20 protein-coding genes are annotated in these 20,045 nt (G+C 60.7%); 16 read left to right on the top strand and 4 right to left on the bottom strand.

What is annotated here, in order from left to right; translation table 11 throughout:
• Positions 1-25: 25 nt before the first annotated feature.
• Positions 26-625, bottom strand: coding sequence for a TIGR00645 family protein (locus PYV55_RS10320; RefSeq protein ID WP_275850755.1), 600 nt, complete (start codon positions 623-625; stop codon positions 26-28).
• 172 nt (positions 626-797) lie between these two features.
• On the opposite strand from PYV55_RS10320, the gene acs reads away from it, so the two are divergent.
• On the top strand, positions 798-2,792 hold the full coding sequence (acs, locus tag PYV55_RS10325) for an acetate--CoA ligase (RefSeq protein WP_275850757.1): 1,995 nt from the start codon (positions 798-800) through the stop codon (positions 2,790-2,792).
• A gap of 95 nt (positions 2,793-2,887) precedes the next feature.
• Here the strand turns inward: acs and PYV55_RS10330 are convergent, their stop codons facing one another.
• Positions 2,888-3,199: a c-type cytochrome gene (locus PYV55_RS10330; RefSeq protein WP_275850759.1), complete on the bottom strand. Its 312-nt coding sequence runs from the start codon at positions 3,197-3,199 to the stop codon at positions 2,888-2,890.
• 116 nt (positions 3,200-3,315) lie between these two features.
• On the opposite strand from PYV55_RS10330, the gene PYV55_RS10335 reads away from it, so the two are divergent.
• The 4 genes from PYV55_RS10335 (at position 3,316) to PYV55_RS10350 (ending at position 8,017) form a co-directional block, all read left to right on the top strand.
• Positions 3,316-3,558: a TIGR04438 family Trp-rich protein gene (locus tag PYV55_RS10335; protein ID WP_275850760.1), complete on the top strand. Its 243-nt coding sequence runs from the start codon at positions 3,316-3,318 to the stop codon at positions 3,556-3,558.
• A gap of 114 nt (positions 3,559-3,672) precedes the next feature.
• Entirely contained in the window at positions 3,673-5,505 is a 1,833-nt protein-coding gene (ilvD, locus tag PYV55_RS10340; RefSeq protein ID WP_275850762.1) for a dihydroxy-acid dehydratase, read from the top strand.
• 55 nt (positions 5,506-5,560) lie between these two features.
• Complete coding sequence (gene lgt / locus PYV55_RS10345; protein WP_275850764.1) at positions 5,561-6,409, top strand: prolipoprotein diacylglyceryl transferase; 849 nt, start codon at positions 5,561-5,563, stop codon at positions 6,407-6,409.
• 51 nt (positions 6,410-6,460) lie between these two features.
• Positions 6,461-8,017: a malonate--CoA ligase gene (locus tag PYV55_RS10350; RefSeq protein WP_275850766.1), complete on the top strand. Its 1,557-nt coding sequence runs from the start codon at positions 6,461-6,463 to the stop codon at positions 8,015-8,017.
• Positions 8,018-8,293: 276 nt separating this feature from the next.
• Here PYV55_RS10350 and PYV55_RS10355 read toward each other — a convergent pair whose 3' ends face one another.
• Positions 8,294-8,737, bottom strand: a complete 444-nt coding sequence (locus PYV55_RS10355; protein ID WP_275850768.1) for a universal stress protein — start codon at positions 8,735-8,737, stop codon at positions 8,294-8,296.
• 108 nt (positions 8,738-8,845) lie between these two features.
• On the opposite strand from PYV55_RS10355, the gene PYV55_RS10360 reads away from it, so the two are divergent.
• The 9 genes from PYV55_RS10360 (at position 8,846) to PYV55_RS10400 (ending at position 16,850) form a co-directional block, all read left to right on the top strand.
• Positions 8,846-11,284, top strand: a complete 2,439-nt coding sequence (locus PYV55_RS10360) for a heavy metal translocating P-type ATPase (protein ID WP_275850771.1) — start codon at positions 8,846-8,848, stop codon at positions 11,282-11,284.
• A complete protein-coding gene (gene ccoS, locus PYV55_RS10365) occupies positions 11,284-11,421 on the top strand; it encodes a cbb3-type cytochrome oxidase assembly protein CcoS (protein ID WP_114481766.1) in 138 nt (45 codons plus the stop codon). Before PYV55_RS10360 ends, ccoS begins: the two co-directional genes overlap by 1 nt.
• Positions 11,422-11,487: 66 nt before the next feature.
• Positions 11,488-12,930, top strand: a complete 1,443-nt coding sequence (gene ccoN / locus PYV55_RS10370; RefSeq protein ID WP_275850774.1) for a cytochrome-c oxidase, cbb3-type subunit I — start codon at positions 11,488-11,490, stop codon at positions 12,928-12,930.
• 20 nt (positions 12,931-12,950) lie between these two features.
• The gene (gene ccoO, locus PYV55_RS10375; RefSeq protein WP_275850776.1) at positions 12,951-13,577 is read left to right on the top strand and encodes a cytochrome-c oxidase, cbb3-type subunit II; all 627 of its coding nucleotides are present in this window, start codon (positions 12,951-12,953) and stop codon (positions 13,575-13,577) included.
• Between the two features lie 9 nt (positions 13,578-13,586).
• A complete protein-coding gene (locus tag PYV55_RS10380) occupies positions 13,587-13,724 on the top strand; it encodes a cbb3-type cytochrome oxidase subunit 3 (protein ID WP_275850779.1) in 138 nt (45 codons plus the stop codon).
• 24 nt (positions 13,725-13,748) lie between these two features.
• Positions 13,749-14,666, top strand: coding sequence for a cytochrome-c oxidase, cbb3-type subunit III (ccoP, locus tag PYV55_RS10385; RefSeq protein ID WP_275850781.1), 918 nt, complete (start codon positions 13,749-13,751; stop codon positions 14,664-14,666).
• A gap of 109 nt (positions 14,667-14,775) precedes the next feature.
• Positions 14,776-16,221 carry a cytochrome c oxidase accessory protein CcoG gene (gene ccoG, locus PYV55_RS10390; RefSeq protein WP_275850783.1) on the top strand — a complete coding sequence of 482 codons (1,446 nt, stop codon included), beginning with the start codon at positions 14,776-14,778 and terminating at the stop codon, positions 16,219-16,221.
• A gap of 32 nt (positions 16,222-16,253) precedes the next feature.
• The gene (locus tag PYV55_RS10395; RefSeq protein WP_275850785.1) at positions 16,254-16,526 is read left to right on the top strand and encodes a FixH family protein; all 273 of its coding nucleotides are present in this window, start codon (positions 16,254-16,256) and stop codon (positions 16,524-16,526) included.
• Between the two features lie 36 nt (positions 16,527-16,562).
• Positions 16,563-16,850, top strand: coding sequence for a hypothetical protein (locus PYV55_RS10400; protein WP_275850787.1), 288 nt, complete (start codon positions 16,563-16,565; stop codon positions 16,848-16,850).
• Positions 16,851-16,911: 61 nt separating this feature from the next.
• Here PYV55_RS10400 and fnr read toward each other — a convergent pair whose 3' ends face one another.
• Positions 16,912-17,634: a fumarate/nitrate reduction transcriptional regulator Fnr gene (gene fnr, locus PYV55_RS10405; RefSeq protein WP_275850789.1), complete on the bottom strand. Its 723-nt coding sequence runs from the start codon at positions 17,632-17,634 to the stop codon at positions 16,912-16,914.
• 130 nt (positions 17,635-17,764) lie between these two features.
• Here fnr and hemN point away from each other — a divergent pair, with 130 nt between their 5' ends.
• On the top strand, positions 17,765-19,144 hold the full coding sequence (gene hemN, locus PYV55_RS10410; RefSeq protein WP_275850791.1) for an oxygen-independent coproporphyrinogen III oxidase: 1,380 nt from the start codon (positions 17,765-17,767) through the stop codon (positions 19,142-19,144).
• A 32-nt stretch (positions 19,145-19,176) separates the two neighbouring features.
• Positions 19,177-19,920, top strand: a complete 744-nt coding sequence (locus PYV55_RS10415) for a sulfite exporter TauE/SafE family protein (protein ID WP_275850794.1) — start codon at positions 19,177-19,179, stop codon at positions 19,918-19,920.
• Positions 19,921-20,045 lie beyond the last annotated feature (125 nt).

Consider the following 20,045-nt stretch of genomic DNA (forward strand, 5'->3'; position numbering starts at 1 on the left):
CCAAAAACACTCTTATTTTGCGGTTTCAGTGCGCGCTTTCGGACGTACCGAGCAGCTTGTCCGTATAGGCGATCGCCAGTGCGCTGAGCAAAAACACGCCATGGATGATGGTCTGCCACATCAGCACCTTGACGTCGTAATTCGCGGCGTTGATGAAGGTCTTGAGCAGGTGGATGGAGCTGATGCCGATGATGGACAGCCCCAGCTTGACCTTCAGCACCGAGGCGTTCACGTGGCCCAGCCATTCGGGCTGGTCCGGGTGGTTTTCCAGCCCGAGCCGGCTCACGAAGGTTTCGTAGCCACCCACGATGACCATGATGAGCAGGTTGGAGATCATCACCACGTCGATGAGCGCGAGCACCACGAGCATGATCACCGTCTCGTTGAGCGTGGTGATCTGCGCTTCGGGTTTGTAGCCTATGCTGGTCACGAGCGCCTGCAGCGCTGCCTGGCTGCCGAACGCCGCTTCGACCAGGTGCGCAAGCTCCACCAGAAAATGCCACACATACACCCCCTGCGCGGCAATCAGCCCGAGGTACAGCGGCAGCTGCAGCCAGCGGCTGGCAAAAATCAGCGCGGGCAAGGGGCGCAAGGGCGAGTGCTTGGGTGGGTTGGGCGACGTCATGCGATGCAAGTCAGAAGATGAGGATGCGAAGAATTCGGAGGCGCGATTGTAGAAATGCGCCAAAGGCACGCAAAACGGATGGGGATTGCGGCGCTAAGATTCCTCCCCCGTCAGTCGGGTGTAAGTGCCGCGGTGAAAATTTGCGCCGTTTTATTCACAGGAGACGAAAGCCATGACCACCTCTTCTTCGACGATCGAGTCCACGCTGATCGAAAACCGCGTCTTTCCCCCGCCCGAATCGCTCGCGCGCACGGCGCGCATCGCCGGCATGGAGGCTTATCACGCGCTGTGCGCCGAGGCCGAGAAGGACTACGAAGGCTTTTGGGCGCGGCTCGCACGCGAGCATCTGCAGTGGACGCGGCCCTTCACGCGCACGCTCGATGCGACCAACGCGCCGTTTTACCAGTGGTTTGCCGACGGCGAGCTCAACGCCTCGGCCAACTGCCTCGACAAGCACATGGGCACGCCGACCGAAAACAAGACGGCGCTGATCTTCGAAGCCGACGACGGCAGCGTGACGCGCGTCAGCTACAAGGAATTGCTCGCGCGCGTCAGCCAGTTTGCGAACGCGCTCAAGGCGCTGGGCGTGAACAAGGGCGACCGCGTGCTGATCTACATGCCCATGAGCATCGAAGGCGTGGTGGCGATGCAGGCCTGCGCGCGCATAGGCGCGACGCACAGCGTGGTGTTCGGCGGTTTCAGCGCCAAGGCAGTGCACGAGCGCATCATCGACGCGGGTGCCGTGGCCGTGATCACGGCCAACTACCAAATGCGCGGCGGCAAGGAGCTGCCGCTCAAGTCCATCATCGACGAGGCTCTGGCCATGGGCGGTTGCGAGTGCGTGCGCAACGTGCTCGTCTATCAGCGCACCGCCACGCCCTGCGCCATGGTGGCGGGGCGCGACAAGACTTTCGCTGAAGTGCTGGCGGGGCAGGGCAGTGACTGCGCGCCCGTCAGCGTGGGGGCCGAGCACCCGCTGTTCGTGCTCTACACCAGCGGCTCCACGGGCAAGCCCAAGGGCGTGCAGCACAGCACGGGCGGCTACCTGCTGTGGGCCAAGGCCACGATGGATTGGACTTTCGACCTGCGCCCCGAGGACGTCTTCTGGTGCACGGCGGACATAGGCTGGATCACGGGCCACACCTACGTGGCCTACGGGCCGCTCGCCGCGGGGGCGACACAGATCGTTTTCGAGGGCGTGCCCACTTACCCGAACGCGGCGCGCTTCTGGCAGATGATCGAGCGCCACAAGTGCAGCATCTTCTACACCGCGCCGACGGCGATCCGCTCGCTCATCAAGGCGGCCGATACCGACGCCGCCGTGCACCCGGCGCGCTTCGATCTTTCGAGTCTGCGCATTTTGGGCAGCGTGGGCGAGCCCATCAACCCTGAAGCCTGGATGTGGTACTACAAAAACGTGGGTGGCGAGCGCTGCCCCATCGTGGACACCTTCTGGCAAACGGAAACCGGCGGCCATGTCATTACGCCGCTGCCAGGTGCCACGCCGCTCGTGCCGGGCAGCTGCACGCTGCCGCTGCCGGGCATCATGGCTGCTATCGTCGATGAAGTGGGGAACGACATCCCCAACGGCGTGGGCGGCATTTTGGTCATCAAACGCCCGTGGCCCAGCATGATCCGCACCATTTGGGGCGACCCGGAGCGTTTCAAGAAGAGCTACTTCCCCGAAGAGCTCAAGGGTTACTACCTCGCGGGCGACGGCGCCGTGCGCAGCGCCGACCGCGGGTATTTCCGCATCACGGGCCGCATCGACGACGTGCTCAACGTCTCGGGCCACCGCATGGGCACGATGGAGATCGAATCGGCACTGGTCGCCAAGACCGACCTCGTGGCCGAGGCCGCCGTCGTGGGCCGGCCTGATGACGTGACGGGCGAAGCGATCTGCGCCTTCGTGGTGCTCAAGCGCCCGCTGCCCAAGGGCGAAGAGGCGCACCAGATTGCCAACGAGTTGCGCAATTGGGTCGCCAAGGAAATCGGCCCCATCGCCAAGCCCAAGGACATCCGCTTCGGCGAAAACCTGCCCAAGACGCGCAGCGGCAAAATCATGCGCCGCCTGCTGCGCAGCATCGCGCGCGGCGAGGCGATCACGCAGGACACGAGCACGCTCGAAAACCCCGCGATCCTCGAGCAGTTGTCGCAGAGCAACTGACGGGCATATAAAAAAAATCCCGCGTCATCCGGTAAGGACGGCGCGGGATTTTTTGTGCACAAAGCCTACGTGGCCTCATGCATGCAGTATCCCAATCACTTGAGCGACAAAACCCAGGTGACGAGTTTCTTGGCTTCGGCTTCGTTGACTTGCGTGTTGGCCGGCATGGGCACCGGGCCCCAGACGCCCGAGCCACCCTTCATGACCTTGGTGGTGAGCTTGGCGACGGCGTCTTTCTGGCCGGCGTATTTGGCGGCCACGTCCTTGTAGGCCGGGCCCACCACTTTCTTGTCCACGGCGTGGCAGGACATGCAGTTTTTCGATTGCGCCAGCGCCAGTTCGTCGGCGGCAAAGGCCGGCACGGCGGCAGAAACGGTGACGGCGAGGGCGAGCAGGGTACGCTTCATGGGGATTTCCTTGAGGGAGGTTGCTGGGGTACAGTCTGAACGGGATTGTAGCCAGCGGGGTTGACCCGGATAAGGCCGTTCAGTTCCGTCATCGCAGATTCTGGAGGGGGTGTTTTATGTATCTGTTGTTGCTGGGCATCATTTTGGTGCTGTTGAAATACTTGGCGGTCGGCCCCGTGGCGGATTGGCCCTGGTGGTGGACGCTGGTGCCCTTCGGCTTGGCGGCGCTGTGGTGGACCTGGGCCGATGCGTCGGGCTACACCAAGCGCAAGGCTGCAGAAAAAATCGAAAAGCACAAGCAGGAGCGCCTGGAGCGGCAAAAAGAGTCCCTGGGACTGCGTCCGCGCAAGCCGCGCTGATGGAGTAGGCGCTGCCGGTGCATGCGGCACTGCGAGGGTGCATGCGGCGCTGCCGTGTGGGGGCGCTGGGTGATAATCCGAACGCTTTATCAACCCCTCCCGCGAAGAGATTCCATGCCCGCATACCGCTCCAAAACCTCCACGTCCGGCCGCAACATGGCGGGGGCGCGTGCCCTGTGGCGCGCCACCGGCATGCAGGACGGCGACTTCGACAAGCCCATCATCGCCATTGCCAATTCGTTCACCCAGTTCGTTCCGGGCCATGTGCACCTCAAGGACCTGGGGCAGCTGGTGGCGCGCGAGATCGAGGCTGCGGGTGGCGTGGCCAAGGAGTTCAACACCATCGCCGTCGATGACGGCATCGCCATGGGCCACGACGGCATGCTGTATTCGCTGCCCAGCCGTGACCTGATCGCCGATTCGGTCGAATACATGGTGAACGCGCACTGTGCCGATGCGCTGGTGTGCATCTCGAACTGCGACAAGATCACGCCCGGCATGCTCATGGCCGCGATGCGCCTGAACATTCCCGTGGTGTTTGTTTCGGGCGGCCCCATGGAGGCGGGCAAGACGCGCCTGGGCGTGCACAAGATCGACCTGATCGACGCCATGGTCATGGCCGCCGACAGCAAGGTGTCGGACGCCGAGGTGGCGGAGGTCGAGCGCTCTGCTTGCCCGACCTGCGGTTCGTGCTCGGGCATGTTCACGGCCAACTCCATGAACTGCCTGACCGAGGCGCTGGGCCTGGCGCTGCCCGGCAACGGCACGCTCGTGGCTACGCACGCCGACCGCGAGCAGCTGTTCAAGCGCTGCGGCCGCCTGATCGTGGAGCTCGCGCGGCGCTATTACGAGCAAGGCGACGCCTCGGTGCTGCCGCGCGCCGTGGGCTTCAAGGCGTTCGAAAACGCGATGGCGCTGGACATTGCCATGGGCGGCTCGACCAACACCATCCTGCACCTGCTCGCCATCGCCCAGGAGGCGCAGATCCCTTTCACCATGCAGGACATAGACCGCCTCTCGCGCGTGGTGCCGCAGCTGTGCAAGGTCGCGCCCAACACGCCCAAGTACCACGTCGAGGACGTGCACCGCGCTGGCGGCATCATGGCCATCCTCGGTGAGCTCGAGCGCGCGGGCAAGCTGCACACCGACGTGCCCACCATCCACGCCAAGACCTTGGGCGAAGCCCTGGAGCAATGGGACATCGTGCGCAACCCGTCGGCCGAGGTGCAGAACTTTTTCAAGGCCGGCCCCGCAGGCATCCCCACGCAGCAGGCGTTCAGCCAGAACACGCGCTGGCCCAGCCTCGATGCCGACCGCGCCGAAGGCTGCATCCGTTCCGTGAACCATGCGTTTTCGCAAGAGGGCGGCTTGGCCGTGCTCGTGGGCAACATCGCACAGGGCGGCTGCGTGGTCAAAACGGCTGGTGTCGATGATGCGCTGCTGGTGTTCGAAGGTCCGGCGCACGTCACCGAGTCACAGGACGAAGCCGTGGCGCACATTCTCGAAGGCCAGGTGCAGGCCGGCGACGTGGTCGTCGTGCGCTACGAAGGCCCCAAGGGCGGCCCCGGCATGCAGGAGATGCTTTACCCGACTTCGTACATCAAGTCCAGGGGCTTGGGCAAGGCGTGCGCGCTGCTCACCGATGGGCGCTTTTCTGGCGGCACTTCGGGCCTGTCGATTGGGCATGTCTCGCCCGAGGCGGCTGCCGGTGGCGCCATCGGTTTGGTGCAAAACGGCGACCGCATCCGCATCGACATCCCGAACCGTCGCATCGACGTGCTGGTGTCCGACGAGGAGCTTGCGCGGCGCCGCGCCGAGCAGGACGCCAAAGGCTGGAAGCCCGTGCAGCCGCGCAAGCGCCAGGTGTCGGCTGCGCTCAAGGCCTATGCCAAGCTGGTCATGTCCGCCGACAAGGGTGCGGTGCGCGATCTTTCGCTATTGGATTGAGAGCTAATCTGGCATACAGAGCCTTGGCATTTTGCTTTTTTGACGCTGCACACGCATGCTGATCTACCCCCACATCGATCCGATTGCCCTGCAAGTGGGGCCGCTGGCCATCCATTGGTATGGCGTGACCTATCTGGTCGCTTTCGGCCTTTTCCTGCTGCTCGGGCGCCTGCGGCTGCGCCACGAGCCGTTTGCCTCCATCACCGGCCCTGGGGCCTGGACGAGCAAGGACGTGGAGGACATTCTGTTTCTCGGCGTGGTGGGCGTGGTGCTCGGCGGGCGCCTGGGCTACTGCCTGTTTTACAAGCCCGGCTACTACTTTGCGCATCCGCTCGAAATCTTTGCGGTCTGGCAGGGCGGCATGAGTTTTCATGGCGGCTTGCTTGGTGCCATTGCCGCAATGACCTGGTTTGCGCGTTCGCGCCAGCGCCCCTGGCTGCAGGTGGCCGACTTCGTCGCGCCATGCGTGCCCACGGGCCTGGCCGCGGGGCGCGTGGGCAACTTCATCAATGGCGAACTCTGGGGGCGCTTTGCGAGCCCCGAGTTGCCCTGGGCGATGGTGTTTCCGCAAAGCGGCTCGATGTTGCCGCGCCATCCGTCGCAGGTGTACCAATTCCTGCTCGAAGGATTGCTGCTGTTCGTGCTGCTGTGGCTGTATGCGCGCCGCCCACGCCGCCAGGGCGAGGTGGCGGCGGCGTTCCTCGTGGGCTATGGCGCGCTGCGCTTTATCGCCGAGTATTTCCGCGAGCCCGATGCGTTCCTGGGCCTGCTCTCGCTGGGCCTGAGCATGGGGCAGTGGCTTTGCATTCCCATGGTGCTTGCTGGCATTGCGCTATGGATTTGGGTGCGACATCGGCCCCTGCCCGTTGCACGCGATCGCAAAAGCGAGGGCAGGCCAGCGTAGGGTTGGCTTTCAGCGTCTGACGGCCTGTTGGGGCCGTGGTCGGGAGTTTTCATGACAGCACCCCTGAATCCACAGAATCTCTTCAGCGCCTTGCGCGCGGCTTTCCCCCAGGACTTGGCACAGACCGCCGTCGAGGCCACTGCGCCCGATGGCAGCGCACTGGGCTACAGCTGGCGCGATCTGGACCAGGGCAGCGCGCGCATCGCCAACTTGCTCGCATCGCTGGACTTGCCGGAGGGCAGCCGCATCGCCGTGCAGGTCGAAAAATCGGTCGAGGCCATGCTGCTGTACCTGGCCACGCTGCGCGCGGGCTATGTGTTCTTGCCGCTCAACACCGCCTACCAGCGCGCCGAGATCAGCTACTTCATCGGCAATGCCGAGCCTGCCGTGGTCGTGTGCACGCCCGGGAATTTCGATTGGGTGTCGCAACTCGCCTACGCCGCGGGCACGCAGCATGTGTTCACGCTCGGTGATGATCGCAGTGGCAGCTTGCTCGAGCGCGCTGCGCAACACGATGATGCGCACGTGCCGGCCCGCAAAACGGCCGACGATCTGGCCGCCATTCTCTACACCAGTGGCACCACGGGGCGCAGCAAGGGCGCGATGCTCACGCACGGCAACCTGCTCTCGAACGCGCTGGTGCTCAAAGACTATTGGGGCTGGCGCAGCGACGACGTGCTCATCCACGCACTGCCGATTTTTCACGTGCATGGCTTGTTCGTTGCGATCCATGCGGCGTTGCTCGGCGGCAGCAAGATGATCTGGCTGCCCAAGTTCGACCCAAAAGCCGTGATCGCCGTCATGCCGCGCGCCACGGTGTTCATGGGCGTGCCCACGCTCTACGTGCGCATGCTGGCCGAGCCGGCGTTGAACCACGAGGCCGCGCGCCACATGCGCCTGTTCATCTCGGGCTCGGCGCCCTTGCTGGTCGAGACCTTCCGCGCCTGGCAGGAGCGCACGGGCCACACGATTTTGGAGCGTTACGGCATGAGCGAGACCATCATGCTCACGTCCAACCCCCACAGCGCCGACGCGCGCTACGGCGGGCAGAGCGAGCGCCGCGGTGGCACCGTGGGCTTTCCCTTGCCGGGCGTGGAGCTGCGCGTGGTCGATGATGCCAACTCCCCCATCGCCGAGGGCGAAATCGGCAACATCCAGGTGCGCGGGCCGAACGTGTTCAAAGGCTACTGGCGCATGCCCGAGAAAACCGCCGAGGAATTCACCGCCGATGGCTGGTTCAAGACCGGCGACGTGGGCAAGATTGATGAACGCGGCTACGTGAGCATCGTGGGGCGTAGTAAAGACTTGATCATCAGCGGCGGCTACAACGTCTATCCGGCCGAGATCGAGGCGGCGATCAACGACATGCCCGGCGTCGCCGAGAGCGCCGTGGTGGGCGTGCCGCACCCGGACTTTGGCGAGGTGGGCGTGGCCGTGGTCGTTGCGCAGGCTGGCGCCCGGCTCGATCCTGATGCGATCCTTGCGCAGCTCAAGACGCAGCTCGCGAACTACAAAATTCCCAAGCGCTGCGTCATCGCGCCAGAACTGCCGCGCAACACCATGGGCAAGGTGCAGAAAAACCTGCTGCGCGCGGAGCACCAAGTGTAGTGTTCGACGCTATCTGCGACATAAAACCGCGTCTTTTCGGCCTGGGCCGCGTTGCAAATCCTCGCGATACCACCCGGTATCGCTGCGGTTTGCGCCTTGCCCAGACCAAAAATCCATCGGTTTTATTTGTCGCATCAAGCATCAAACACTACACAAGATGCGTTTGGCGCGTGAGCGCATGCGCTGTGGCCGCAAAATGCTTTTTTATCTGTAGCTTCTTGCGCTTGCTGCATGCGCTTTGGCGGCTTGTTTTGCCTCTGAGCATGCGCTTCGAATTCAGCGCAGCACGAGTACCGGGATGTGCGAATGCGTGAGCACGTGCTGGGTCTCGCTGCCCAGCAGCAGGCGCTTGATCCCCTTGCGTCCGTGCGAGGCCATGACGATCATGTCGCACTTGTGCTTTTTGGCCGCCGAAATGATGGCCTCCGCCACCAGGTCCGACTTGACCACGACAGGCTTGACCGCCACGCCGAGCGCATCTCCCTTGGCCTTGATGTCGTCAAGCAAGGCCTTGGCCGCGTCGCCCCATTGCTTTTCGATGCGCTTGATGTCGCCGGCATCGACGGGCAGGCCGCCTTCGAAATAGCTGACCGGGTAACGCGGCACCACCTTCAGCACGACGAGCGTGGCTTTCGAGAGGGCCGCCAGGGAAAGGGCTTCCTCCACGGCTTTTTCCGACAGCGGCGAGCCGTCCGTGGCCGCCAGAATGCGTTGGTACATCGTCTCGCTCCTCAAAATGACGTCAAGAGCGCCAGCTTAGGCGGTGTCTTGATTTTTATCTTGATTCATGTCAATGTGCCTGCCATGGGATGCATTTAGGCTAACGATATGTCCACCAGTCTTCCCGTGGATGCCGACAGGCACCGAGAACAGGCGCGACCGCAGGATGCGGGGGCCAGGGTTTTGCTCGACGATCCGCAGGAGTGGTCGGCATTTGGCAGGCCTTTTGGAGCGGCAAGGGGTGAACAAGCCGCACCCCCAGCCGACGCCACGCGCTGGGAGTCTTACGTGGTGCTGGGCGGCATGCACTGCGCCGCCTGCGCCTTGACCATAGAGGACGCCTTGCGCACTGTGCCGGGGGTGGAGCAGGCCGATGTCAGCGCCGCGACCCAGCGCGCGCGCATCGTCTGGGATGCGCGCCGCGTGCTGCCCTCCCAGTGGCTGGCGGCCGTGCAAAAAGCCGGCTACACCGCCTTGCCCGCGCTCGACGCCTTCACGCGCGAGCGGCGCTTGCAGGAGAGCCGGCGTGCTTTGTGGCGCTGGGCTGTCGCCGGTTTCTGCATGATGCAGGTCATGATGTACGCATGGCCCGCCTACGTGGCGCAGCCCGGCGACCTTTCGGCTGAAATGGAGCAACTGCTGCGCTGGGCCTCGTGGGTGTTGTCCTTGCCCGTGATGCTGTTCGCCTGCGGTCCTTTCTTTGCGAGCGCCTGGCGCGACATCCGTGCGCGGCGCGTGAGCATGGACTTGCCCGTGGCGCTTGGCATTGCCATCACTTTCATAGTGAGTACCGCAGGTACTTTTGACCCTGGTGGGCTATTTGGTCATGAGGTCTATTTCGACTCACTGACCATGTTCGTGTTCTTTTTGCTCACCGGACGGTGGCTGGAGCTGCGCTTGCGCGACCGCACTGCCGGCGCGCTCGAGGCGGTGATGAACCGCCTGCCAGACAGCGTAGAGCGCCTAGGGCCCGATGGCAGATTTGCGCGCGTCGCGACGCGCCGGCTCGCTGTGGGCGACACCATCCGCGTACTGCCCGGAGAGGCCTTTCCGGCGGACGGAACCATCGTGCGTGGTAGCACGCAGGCCGATGAATCCTTGCTCACGGGCGAGTCCACTCCCGTCGTGCGCGCGCAAGGAAGCCAGGTGATCGCAGGGAGCTACAACCTGCTTGCCCCGGTCGAGGTGCGGGTCGAGCGCACGGGCGAGCAGACGCGCTTTGCCGAGATCGTCGCGCTGATGGAGAGCGCCTCGTTGCAAAAGCCCCGCCTTGCGCAACTGGCAGACCGCATTGCGCGGCCTTTCCTGGTCGGCGTGCTGCTCGCTGCGGCGGCGGCTGCGCTGTGGTGGTGGGGCCAAGATCCTGAGCGCGCACTCATGGTGGCTGTGGCGGTTTTGGTGGTGACTTGCCCGTGCGCGCTTTCGCTTGCTACGCCCGTTGCCATGCTGACGGCTGCAGGCACGCTCGCGCGCCAAGGCATCTTGGTGCGCAACCTGCAAGCGCTCGAAGCCCTGGCAGAGATCGATACGCTGGTGTTCGACAAAACCGGCACCCTCACGCGCGAAGGCATGCAGTTGCGCAACGTGCATGTTGCGCCAGACGTGGGCATGGATGCAGCGCAGGCGCTCGCTTTGGCTGCCGCGCTGGCGCGCCATTCCTTGCACCCGGTGTCGCGAGCGCTTGCATCCGCCGCACGCCCAGACCTGGTTGAGCGTTGGCGCGTGCGTGATCTGCACGAAGAGGCGGGCCTGGGGTTGCGCGCGACGGTGGAAGATGCGCTCGGCCTCGTCCCGGCCCGCTCAGTGCGGCTTGGTTCGGCACTGCACACCGATGCGGCCTTGCAGGCATCGGCTGCGGATGCGGCTGCCTCGCAGGTGTTTCTGGCGGAAGATGGGATGGATGGACGCGGGCGCGAGCTTGCCCATTTCGACTTGACGGAAGCCATGCGCCCTGAAGTGCCTGCCGCAGTGGCATTTTTGCGCCAGCTCGGCGTGGCAGTGCAGATGTTGTCGGGGGACAGGCAGGCCGCGGTGCAAAGAGTGGCGGCGCAGGCCGGCATCGATCTGGCGCGGGGCGAATGCACGCCGCAGGACAAGCTCCTGGCTTTGCAGGTGCTGCAGAAACAGGGGCACCGCGTCGGCATGGTGGGCGATGGCATCAACGACGGGCCTGTGCTCGCGGGGGCCAACGTGTCTTTTGCCTTCGGCTCGGCCGCACCGCTGGCACAGTCGCGCGCCGATTTCGTGGTGCTGAGCGGCAGACTGTCCTTGATTCCGCAAGCCGTAACGTTGGCGCGCCATACTATGCAGGTGGTGCGGCAGAATTTGTGGTGGGCCGCAGCGTACAACGCGCTGGCCGTGCCACTGGCTATCGTGGGCTGGATGCCGCCTTGGCTTGCGGGCCTGGGCATGGCATCGAGCTCCCTGCTCGTCGTGCTCAACGCGGCGAGGCTGGCGCGTTGGCATGGCGAAGCGCCAACGGCGTTGCCAGCAGACAACAAAGGGGCCGCTTCTTCGTCTGCTTGCCCCTTACCGGAGCCTTTCTGATGGACATTCTCTACTTGCTGATCCCGTTGTCTGTCGTGCTGGTACTGCTCATACTGGCGGGGCTCTGGTGGGCGATCCACAGCGGACAGTTCGACAGCGTCGAACAGGAGGGTGAACGCATTCTCAAAGATGGTTGACTTGCATCAACGATGCCTAGCCTTGTCTGATTGAAACTTTCATTGCAACAAAAAACGAGGTGTCAGATGGATTCTTCAGTAAAGAAAGATGTTGCGCACTACAACGATACGGTAGTGCGCCAGTTCGCGATCATGGCGGCAGTCTGGGGAGTGGTAGGCATGTTGGTGGGCGTGATCATCGCGGCCCAGTTGACATGGCCTGAGCTCAACTTGGGCATACCGTGGCTCACCTATGGGCGATTGCGTCCGCTCCATACCAACGCGGTGATTTTTGCGTTTGGTGGCTGCGCACTCTTCGCGTCCAGCTACTACGTTGTGCAGCGCACCTGCCAGACGCGCCTGTTCGCCGGGCCTTTGGCTTCGTTCACGTTCTGGGGCTGGCAGTTGGTGATCCTGGCTGCGGCCATCAGCCTGCCGCTGGGGTACACCACCAGCAAGGAATACGCCGAGCTTGAATGGCCCATCGATATTCTCATCACGCTCGTATGGGTGTCTTATGCCGTCGTGTTTTTCGGCACGATAGGCATGCGCAAGGTCAAGCACATCTATGTGGCCAACTGGTTCTACGGCGCTTTCATCATCGCCGTGGCCCTGCTGCATGTGGTGAACAGCGCGGAAGTCCCCGCTGGCTGGATGAAGAGCTATTCGGCCTACGCCGGTGTGCAAGACGCCATGGTGCAGTGGTGGTATGGGCACAACGCCGTGGGCTTTTTCCTCACGGCGGGTTTCTTGGGCATGATGTATTACTTCATTCCCAAGCAGGCAGGGCGTCCTGTTTACAGCTATCGGCTGTCCATCGTCCACTTCTGGGCGCTGATCTTCACCTACATGTGGGCCGGCCCACACCACTTGCACTACACCGCATTGCCCGACTGGACGCAATCGCTCGGCATGGTGTTTTCGCTCATCCTGCTGGCACCGAGCTGGGGCGGCATGATCAACGGCATCATGACCTTGTCGGGGGCATGGCACAAACTGCGTGACGATCCCATCCTGCGCTTCTTGATCGTTTCGCTGTCGTTCTATGGCATGTCCACGTTCGAAGGGCCCATGATGTCGATCAAGACGGTCAATGCCCTGAGCCACTATACGGACTGGACGATTGGCCACGTGCACTCGGGTGCGCTGGGCTGGGTGGGTTTGATTTCCATCGGTACGCTGTATTACTTGGTTCCGCGCCTGTTCGGCAAGGAAAAGATGTATTCCGTCAAGGCGATCGAAGTCCATTTCTGGATGTCCACCATCGGTATTGTGTTGTATATCGCCTCGATGTGGATTGCCGGCGTGATGCAAGGCCTGATGTGGCGCGCCATCAATCCCGACGGGACGCTTACCTACACCTTCGTCGAAAGCGTGAAGGCTACGTTCCCCTTCTATGTGATTCGCCTTTCGGGTGGCCTGTTGTATCTGTGCGGCATGTTGCTGATGCTTTGGAATGTCTGGAAGACTGCTGGATCCGGTCGTTCCGTTAAGGTGGCGATTCCTGCCGTCAATCCCGCACACGCTTGAAATCACGGAGGGAATTTAATATGTCCAACGCCAATTCATCATCCGGCTTTTCGCACGAAAAAATCGAAACCAGCAATTTCTTGATGATTGTTTTGATTTTGCTGGTGATTTCTGTCGGTGGTCTCGTGGAGATCGTGCCACTGTTTTTTCAAAAATCCACCACCGAGCCCGTCAAAGGGGTGGAGCCCTATACCGCATTGCAGCTTGCAGGACGCGACATTTATCAGCGCGAGGGGTGCTATAACTGTCATTCGCAGATGATCCGCCCGTTCCGCGCTGAGACTTTGCGTTATGGACATTACTCGGTGGCAGGTGAATTTGTGTATGACCATCCTTTCCAATGGGGAAGCAAGCGCACCGGGCCGGATTTGGCGCGTGTCGGTGGAAAATACAGTGATGAATGGCATCGTATCCACCTCAACAACCCGCGTGATGTAGTGCCAGAGTCGAATATGCCAGCCTATCCGTGGCTTGCTAAAAATATGGTTGATGCGAGCAGTATGGCGCCACACATGAAAGCGCTTCGTACAGTGGGAGTTCCCTATACCGATGCGCAAATCAATGGAGCTGCCGAAGAGGTCAAGGGCAAGACCGAACAGGATGCCTTGATCGCCTATCTGCAGGGCCTTGGACGGGCTATCAAATAAGGAGGGACTATGGATATCACGACCGCCCGCATAATCACCACTGTTCTTTCCATGGTTTGCTTTATTGGAATTTGCGTGTGGGTCTATTTGGGGCGCAATCGGTCTGCATTCGATGAGGCGGCGCGTCTGCCTTTCGAGCAGGAATGAAATAAATCACATCGAGAAAATCCCATGAGCGATTTCATTAGCGATTTTTGGTCACACTATGTGGCGGGGATCACCATCATTGGCATCGTTGCGTGCTTTTTGCTTCTGTGGACGACCGCACGTAAAAAAGTCGTCGCCCACAGCAACAATACCACGGGCCACGTGTGGGATGAAGATCTTGCTGAAATGAACAACCCTTTGCCACGTTGGTGGGTATGGTTGTTCGTGATCACCCTTATTTTTGCTATCGGCTATCTGGCGGCGTATCCTGGCCTGGGGAAATTCGGTGGCAAGCTGGGTTGGTCTGAGCAAGGGCAGTATGACGCTGAGATGGCCAAGGCCAAGGCTGAACTTGAGCCTTTGTATGCGCGATTTCGCGCGATGAAGGTAGAGGACCTCGCCAAGGACCCGCAGGCAATGGCCATTGGCGATCGGCTGTTCATGAACAACTGCGCACAATGCCATGGCTCCGATGCGCGCGGCAGCAAGGGCTTCCCCAATCTGACGGACAACGACTGGTTGCATGGTGGTACACCGGCCAAAATCCAGGAGACCATTACCAACGGACGTATTGGCATCATGCCGCCCATGGCTGCAGCGGTGGGCACGGCCGAGGACGTGCGCAACGTCGCCCAATACGTGCTCAGTCTCTCGAACAGCCCGCATGACTCTGTGCGTGCTGCACTCGGGAAGCCCAAGTTTGCAGCCTGCGCCGCCTGCCATGGCATGGACGGGAAGGGTAACCAGGATATAGGGGCGCCCAACCTGACCGACGATATTTGGCTGCATGGTTACGGTGAGGAGGCGATCCTCGCCATGGTCAACAATGGCAAGACAAATCAAATGCCGGCGCAGAAAGACAAACTCACCGAGGATCAAATCCACGTTCTCGCCGCTTATGTGTGGGGCTTCTCCAACAACCCGAAGGTCGCCGCGAAATAAGCCGCGACGTGAGGAATGGCCGGAATGGAAAGACGCATTGTGCTCAATGATGTCTTCCTTCCGGCAAAACTTTTTGGTGATTTGTTTTTTTAATGGATATCTCTGAATCATGAGTTCCACAGACCAGCCGCCCCGCAAGGTCATACCAATCGCAGCTGCTCCCGCTGATTCTTCGGAATCCGAGGAGCTCGTTTCTTTCTACGAAGCCCGCAAAAAGATTTACCCCCGATCGATCAGCGGGATTTTTGCGCGCTGGCGCTGGGCGATGGTGTTTCTGACGCAATTGGCATTTTATGGATTGCCTTGGCTGCAATGGGGCGAGCGCCAGCTGGTATTGTTTGATTTGGGGGCGCGGCGTTTTTATATTTTTGGTCTGGTGCTCTATCCCCAGGATTTCATTTATCTCACGGGGCTACTCATCATCTCTGCACTTTCGCTCTTTTTGTTCACGGCAGTGGCGGGGCGCTTGTGGTGTGGTTTCGCTTGTCCGCAGACGGTGTATACCGAGATATTCATGTGGATAGAGCACAAGGTAGAGGGCGATCGCACGGCGCGTTTGCGTCTCGATGCCGGGCCTTGGAATTTCGAGAAAATTCGCAAAAAATTTCTCAAGCAATTTTTGTGGATTGCCGTTGCTCTGTGGACCGGGTTTACCTTCGTCGGTTATTTTGTGCCGATTCGTCAGTTGGGTGGCGAATTGCTGGCCTTGCAAGGCGGGTGGCAGATTTTCTGGGTTTTGTTTTATGGTTTTGCCACCTATGGCAATGCCGGCTTCATGCGCGAGCAGGTGTGCAAATACATGTGTCCTTATGCGCGCTTTCAAAGCGCCATGTTCGATAAGGATACTCTGATCGTCAGCTACGACGCTGAGCGTGGAGAGCCGCGCGGGCCCCGCAACAAGAATGTCGATCACAAGGCCAAGGGTTTAGGGGATTGCATAGACTGCACGCTTTGCGTTCAAGTGTGTCCGACGGGTATCGATATACGCAATGGTTTGCAGTATGAATGCATAGGCTGTGGCCTATGTGTCGATGCGTGCGATTCCGTCATGGAAAAAATGCATTACCCTAAAGGCCTGATAAGCTACGTCACGCAAAACGGTTTGCGTAGCCATTGGACGCGCGCGCAGATGCTGCGAAGGATATTGAGGCCGCGTATTTTGATATACACCATTCTGTTGCTGCTGCTTTGCGTGGCCATGCTGGTGAGTCTGACGATGCGCAGCCCCATGAAGGTGGATGTGGTACGTGATCGGGCCGCCTTGTCGCGCATAGTGGCTGGCGGCAGGCTGGAAAACGTTTATCGTTTGCAGATCATGAATGCCACGGAACGTGCGCATCATTACCATATTTCCGTCAAAGGACTGGATGGCATTGAAATGGCATCGGATGCGGAGTACGATGTAGGGCCAGCAGAGGCGCGCTGGGTAGCAGTTCGGGTGCAGATTCCCTATGGGGCGGCAAGCCCTGGTTCGCATCCTATCAGTTTCGTCATCGAATCACTGGACGACAAAGCCAGGATAGAAGAGAAGTCTATTTTCCTCGTGCCCCGCTGAGGGGCTCGTGCAGCAACATTTATAGGATTTTTATGCCAACGACTGCTCGCCACCCTTCAGATATGCAACCCTGGTGGAAAATTGGCTATGTGTGGCTTTTGATCGCCGGCCCCGCTATCGTGATCATCGCGGGGTTTGTGACGCTGTGGATTGCCATTCGCACCCCGGATCCTGTCATCGACGAGGATTATTATCGACATGGGCTTGAAATCAATAAAACCCTGGCGCAACCAGAGAAGAGCCTTGCACCGGCTCTCAAAGCCCGTAACCATGTCATTACGCCTCTCAAAGATCAGCCGCATTGAAATAATTTGCACCGAGGCATGGAAAGGAGACGATATATGGGGTCGCAACGATGGATGTGGATTGCCTGGCCCGCCTTTTTGATGGCGGGCGTTTTAGAAATTTTGGTATTTGCTTTGGTCGATCCACAAGATTTGCAGTGGTTTGGTCACCCTCTGGCAATGTCGCGTGAGGGAATTTACACCATTGCTTTTTTTGTCTTTTGGATCGTCAACATGGCTTCGAGTGCATTGACTACACTCTTGGTGATGTCGCCTTTTGAGTTGAACCGTTGCCCTGTTCCTGCGTCGGATAGGCCGGATGACTGTCGCAAGCCTACGTGCTGAATCTGTTTATGGCCAGCGGATGCTGGTCATATTCACAGATTTTGGGGCGTAGGCTGGATTGTCAGTGGCAGTTTTGTTGATTGTTCACGATACTGCGCAGAGCTTCGACATCAAGTATGCGCACATGGCGCTGTTTGACTTCGATAATGCCTTCTTCAACGAATTTTGAGAAGGTGCGGCTCACGGTTTCCAGTTTCAGGCCGAGATAACTGCCGATCTCTTCGCGTGTCATGCGGAGAATCAGCTCCGACTGCGAGAAGCCGCGCGCATGCAGGCGCTGCACCAAATTGAGCAAAAAGGCGGCGAGGCGCTCTTCGGCGCGCATGCTGCCCAGCAGCAGCATGACGCCGTGTTCGCGCACGATCTCCCGGCTCATGATCTTGTGCACATGGTGCTGCAATGCCGTGAATTCTCGGGAGAGTTCTTCCAGACGGTCGAATGGCATGACGCAAACCTCTGCGTCTTCCAGCGCCACCGCATCGCAGCTGTGGTGGTCGTTGACGATGCCGTCCAGTCCAATGATTTCCCCAGCCATCTGAAAGCCGGTGACTTGGTCGCGGCCGTCTTCCGTAGTGAGGCAGGTCTTGAAAAAGCCGGTGCGAATCGCGAACAGAGAGGTGAACGCTTCACCGTTGCGAAACAGGGTGCCACCGCGCTTGACCTTGCGCCGCACGGCGACGGCCTCGTCTATGCGCTGCAGTTGTTCGTCGTTCAGGCCCACAGGCATGCACAGCTCACGCAAATTGCAGTTGGAGCAGGCAACTTTGATGGTTTGAGGAGTCATAAATTTAGGAGTAAGACGGCAGTGGTGGCTCGTAAGGGGGCTGCTTCTCCACCTGTTCGATAGCTTGACACATGTCAATGAGTTGCTTGCAAGCGTAAGGCACAGTTGCTGAGTTCGCAAGGATAAATTTATGACAGCTGTCTCACCCGAACTTCTGCGCCGCTTCGATGTGCCGGGGCCCCGCTACACCTCGTATCCTACCGCCGATCGCTTCGTTGAGGCTTTTCGTGACAGGGATTATGTGCTTGCGCTTGCCCAGCGTCGCCTGGGCGGTGCGACGGCGCTGCCATTGTCAATTTACGTGCACATTCCATTTTGCGAGTCGCTGTGCTACTACTGCGCCTGCAACAAGATCATCACCAAGCATCACGAACGTGCCGAGGCTTACCTGGACTACCTGGGCAAAGAGATGGACTTGCATGTGGCGCAGCTTGGCGCGGGCCAGCCGGTCAGCCAGTTGCACTTGGGTGGAGGGACGCCGACCTTCCTCTCGGATGCGGGCTTGCGCAGACTGATGGCGATGATTCGGCACAATTTTGCCCTGGCTCCGGGGGGGGAATATTCCATAGAGGTCGATCCGCGCACGGTGGATGCGGGGCGCTTGGCGCTGCTGGCAGAACTCGGCTTCAACCGGTTGAGCTTCGGCGTGCAGGACTTTGATCCCAAGGTGCAAAAGGCCGTGCATCGCGTCCAGCCGGCGGAGCAGGTGTTCGCGCTCGTCGAGACCGCGCGGACCTTGGGATTCGAGTCCGTCAATGTGGACTTGATCTATGGTTTGCCACGGCAGACACCGGAGTCCTTTGATAGCACCTTGGCGCTCGTCGGACAGTTGCGGCCCGACCGCATTGCACTCTATGCCTATGCGCATCTGCCGGACCGGTTCAAGCCGCAGCGGCGCATCCACGCAGAGGAGTTGCCCGGGGCCGAGGCCAAGCTGTCGATGCTGTCGCGTTCGCTGGACGCCTTGATGGGGGCGGGCTATGTGTACGTGGGCATGGACCATTTTGCTTTGCCCACGGACGCGCTGGCCGTTGCCAAGCGGCAAGGACGCTTGCATCGTAATTTTCAGGGCTACAGTACGCAGCCCGATTGTGACCTGATCGGTCTTGGTGTCTCGGGTATCGGCCGGATTGGTGCCACCTACAGCCAGAACGCCAAGACCTTGGAGGAGTATTACGACTTTCTGGATCGCGGTCGCCTGCCCGTGGTGCGTGGCCTGGCTTTGTCGCGCGACGACCTTGTACGCCGCGCGGTCATCATGGCGCTGATGTGCCAGGGTGAGCTTGTGTTTGAACCCGTGGAACAGGCTTGGCTGATCGACTTTCGCAAATACTTCGCAGCGGAGTTGGAGCAGTTGGAGGGGCTGGCCGAACAAGACCTGGTTGCTCTGGGGCCCGAAGGCATCCGCGTGACGGCTACGGGGTGGTTCTTCGTGCGCGGCATTGCGATGGTGTTCGATCGCTATTTGCAAGCCGACCGCAACAGGGCGCGTTTTTCGCGCATCATTTGAAAAATCGGCCTTGAGGGCCGCGTAATCTGCGCATGCTGCTCACTTTTTCATTAACAGCGTTGTTCATGGGCGTGGTCGGGGGGCCGCATTGTCTTGTCATGTGTGCGGCGCCATGTGCAGCGCTGGTGAACGGGTCTTCGGCAGTCGCCGCCATGGGAGGCGGTGCAGCGGCGCAAGGCGAAGAAAGAGTGCGCTGGCTGCCCAACGGTTTCGGCGGGGTGCAGCGGCTCGCGGCTTTTCACCTCGGGCGCTTGGCGGGATACGCACTGGCAGGTGCCTTGGCCGCATGGGCCATGGATGGCTTGGCCTGGATGACGCAGCAAACGGCTGCCTTGCGGCCTGTATGGACTTTGATGCACGTGGCCATTCTGGTATGGGGGTTGGCGATGGTGCTGCAAGCGCGCCAGCCTGCCTGGGTGGAGAGCGCTGGGCGTGCGGTGTGGCGCCGCATGCAATCATGGACTGCAGCACCCGTGGGGCTAGGCTTGGTGGGGGTTTTATGGGCGCTGATGCCCTGCAGCTTGTTGTATTCCGCCCTGCTGGTGGCGGCCTTGAGCGGTGGGGTGTGGCAAGGCGCATGGGCCATGGCGTTGTTCGGCATTGGCAGCGGCGTCTGGCTGCTGGCCGGCCCCTGGATCTGGGGGCAATTGCGCTCGCGCATCAATGCCGCACGGGCCGACTGGGGGACGCGGCTTGCCGGGCTCTTGCTCTGTGCCATGGCCGGCTGGGCATTGTGGATGGACGTCATCGCCAAGTCTTCGCTGTGGTGTGCCTGAGGGCCTGGATTTCGGTGGAGGTCGGTGAGGGGGATACGCGCGTTTTTTTTGCATTGCGCTACATTTTTCAGAGTCAAAGCTGCTTTCTGTGCGCGCAGAGGTCATAATTTGCGAACAATGTGCAA

The organism is Extensimonas soli (assembly GCF_029211265.1).
GTDB lineage: Bacteria > Pseudomonadota > Gammaproteobacteria > Burkholderiales > Burkholderiaceae_C > Extensimonas > Extensimonas soli.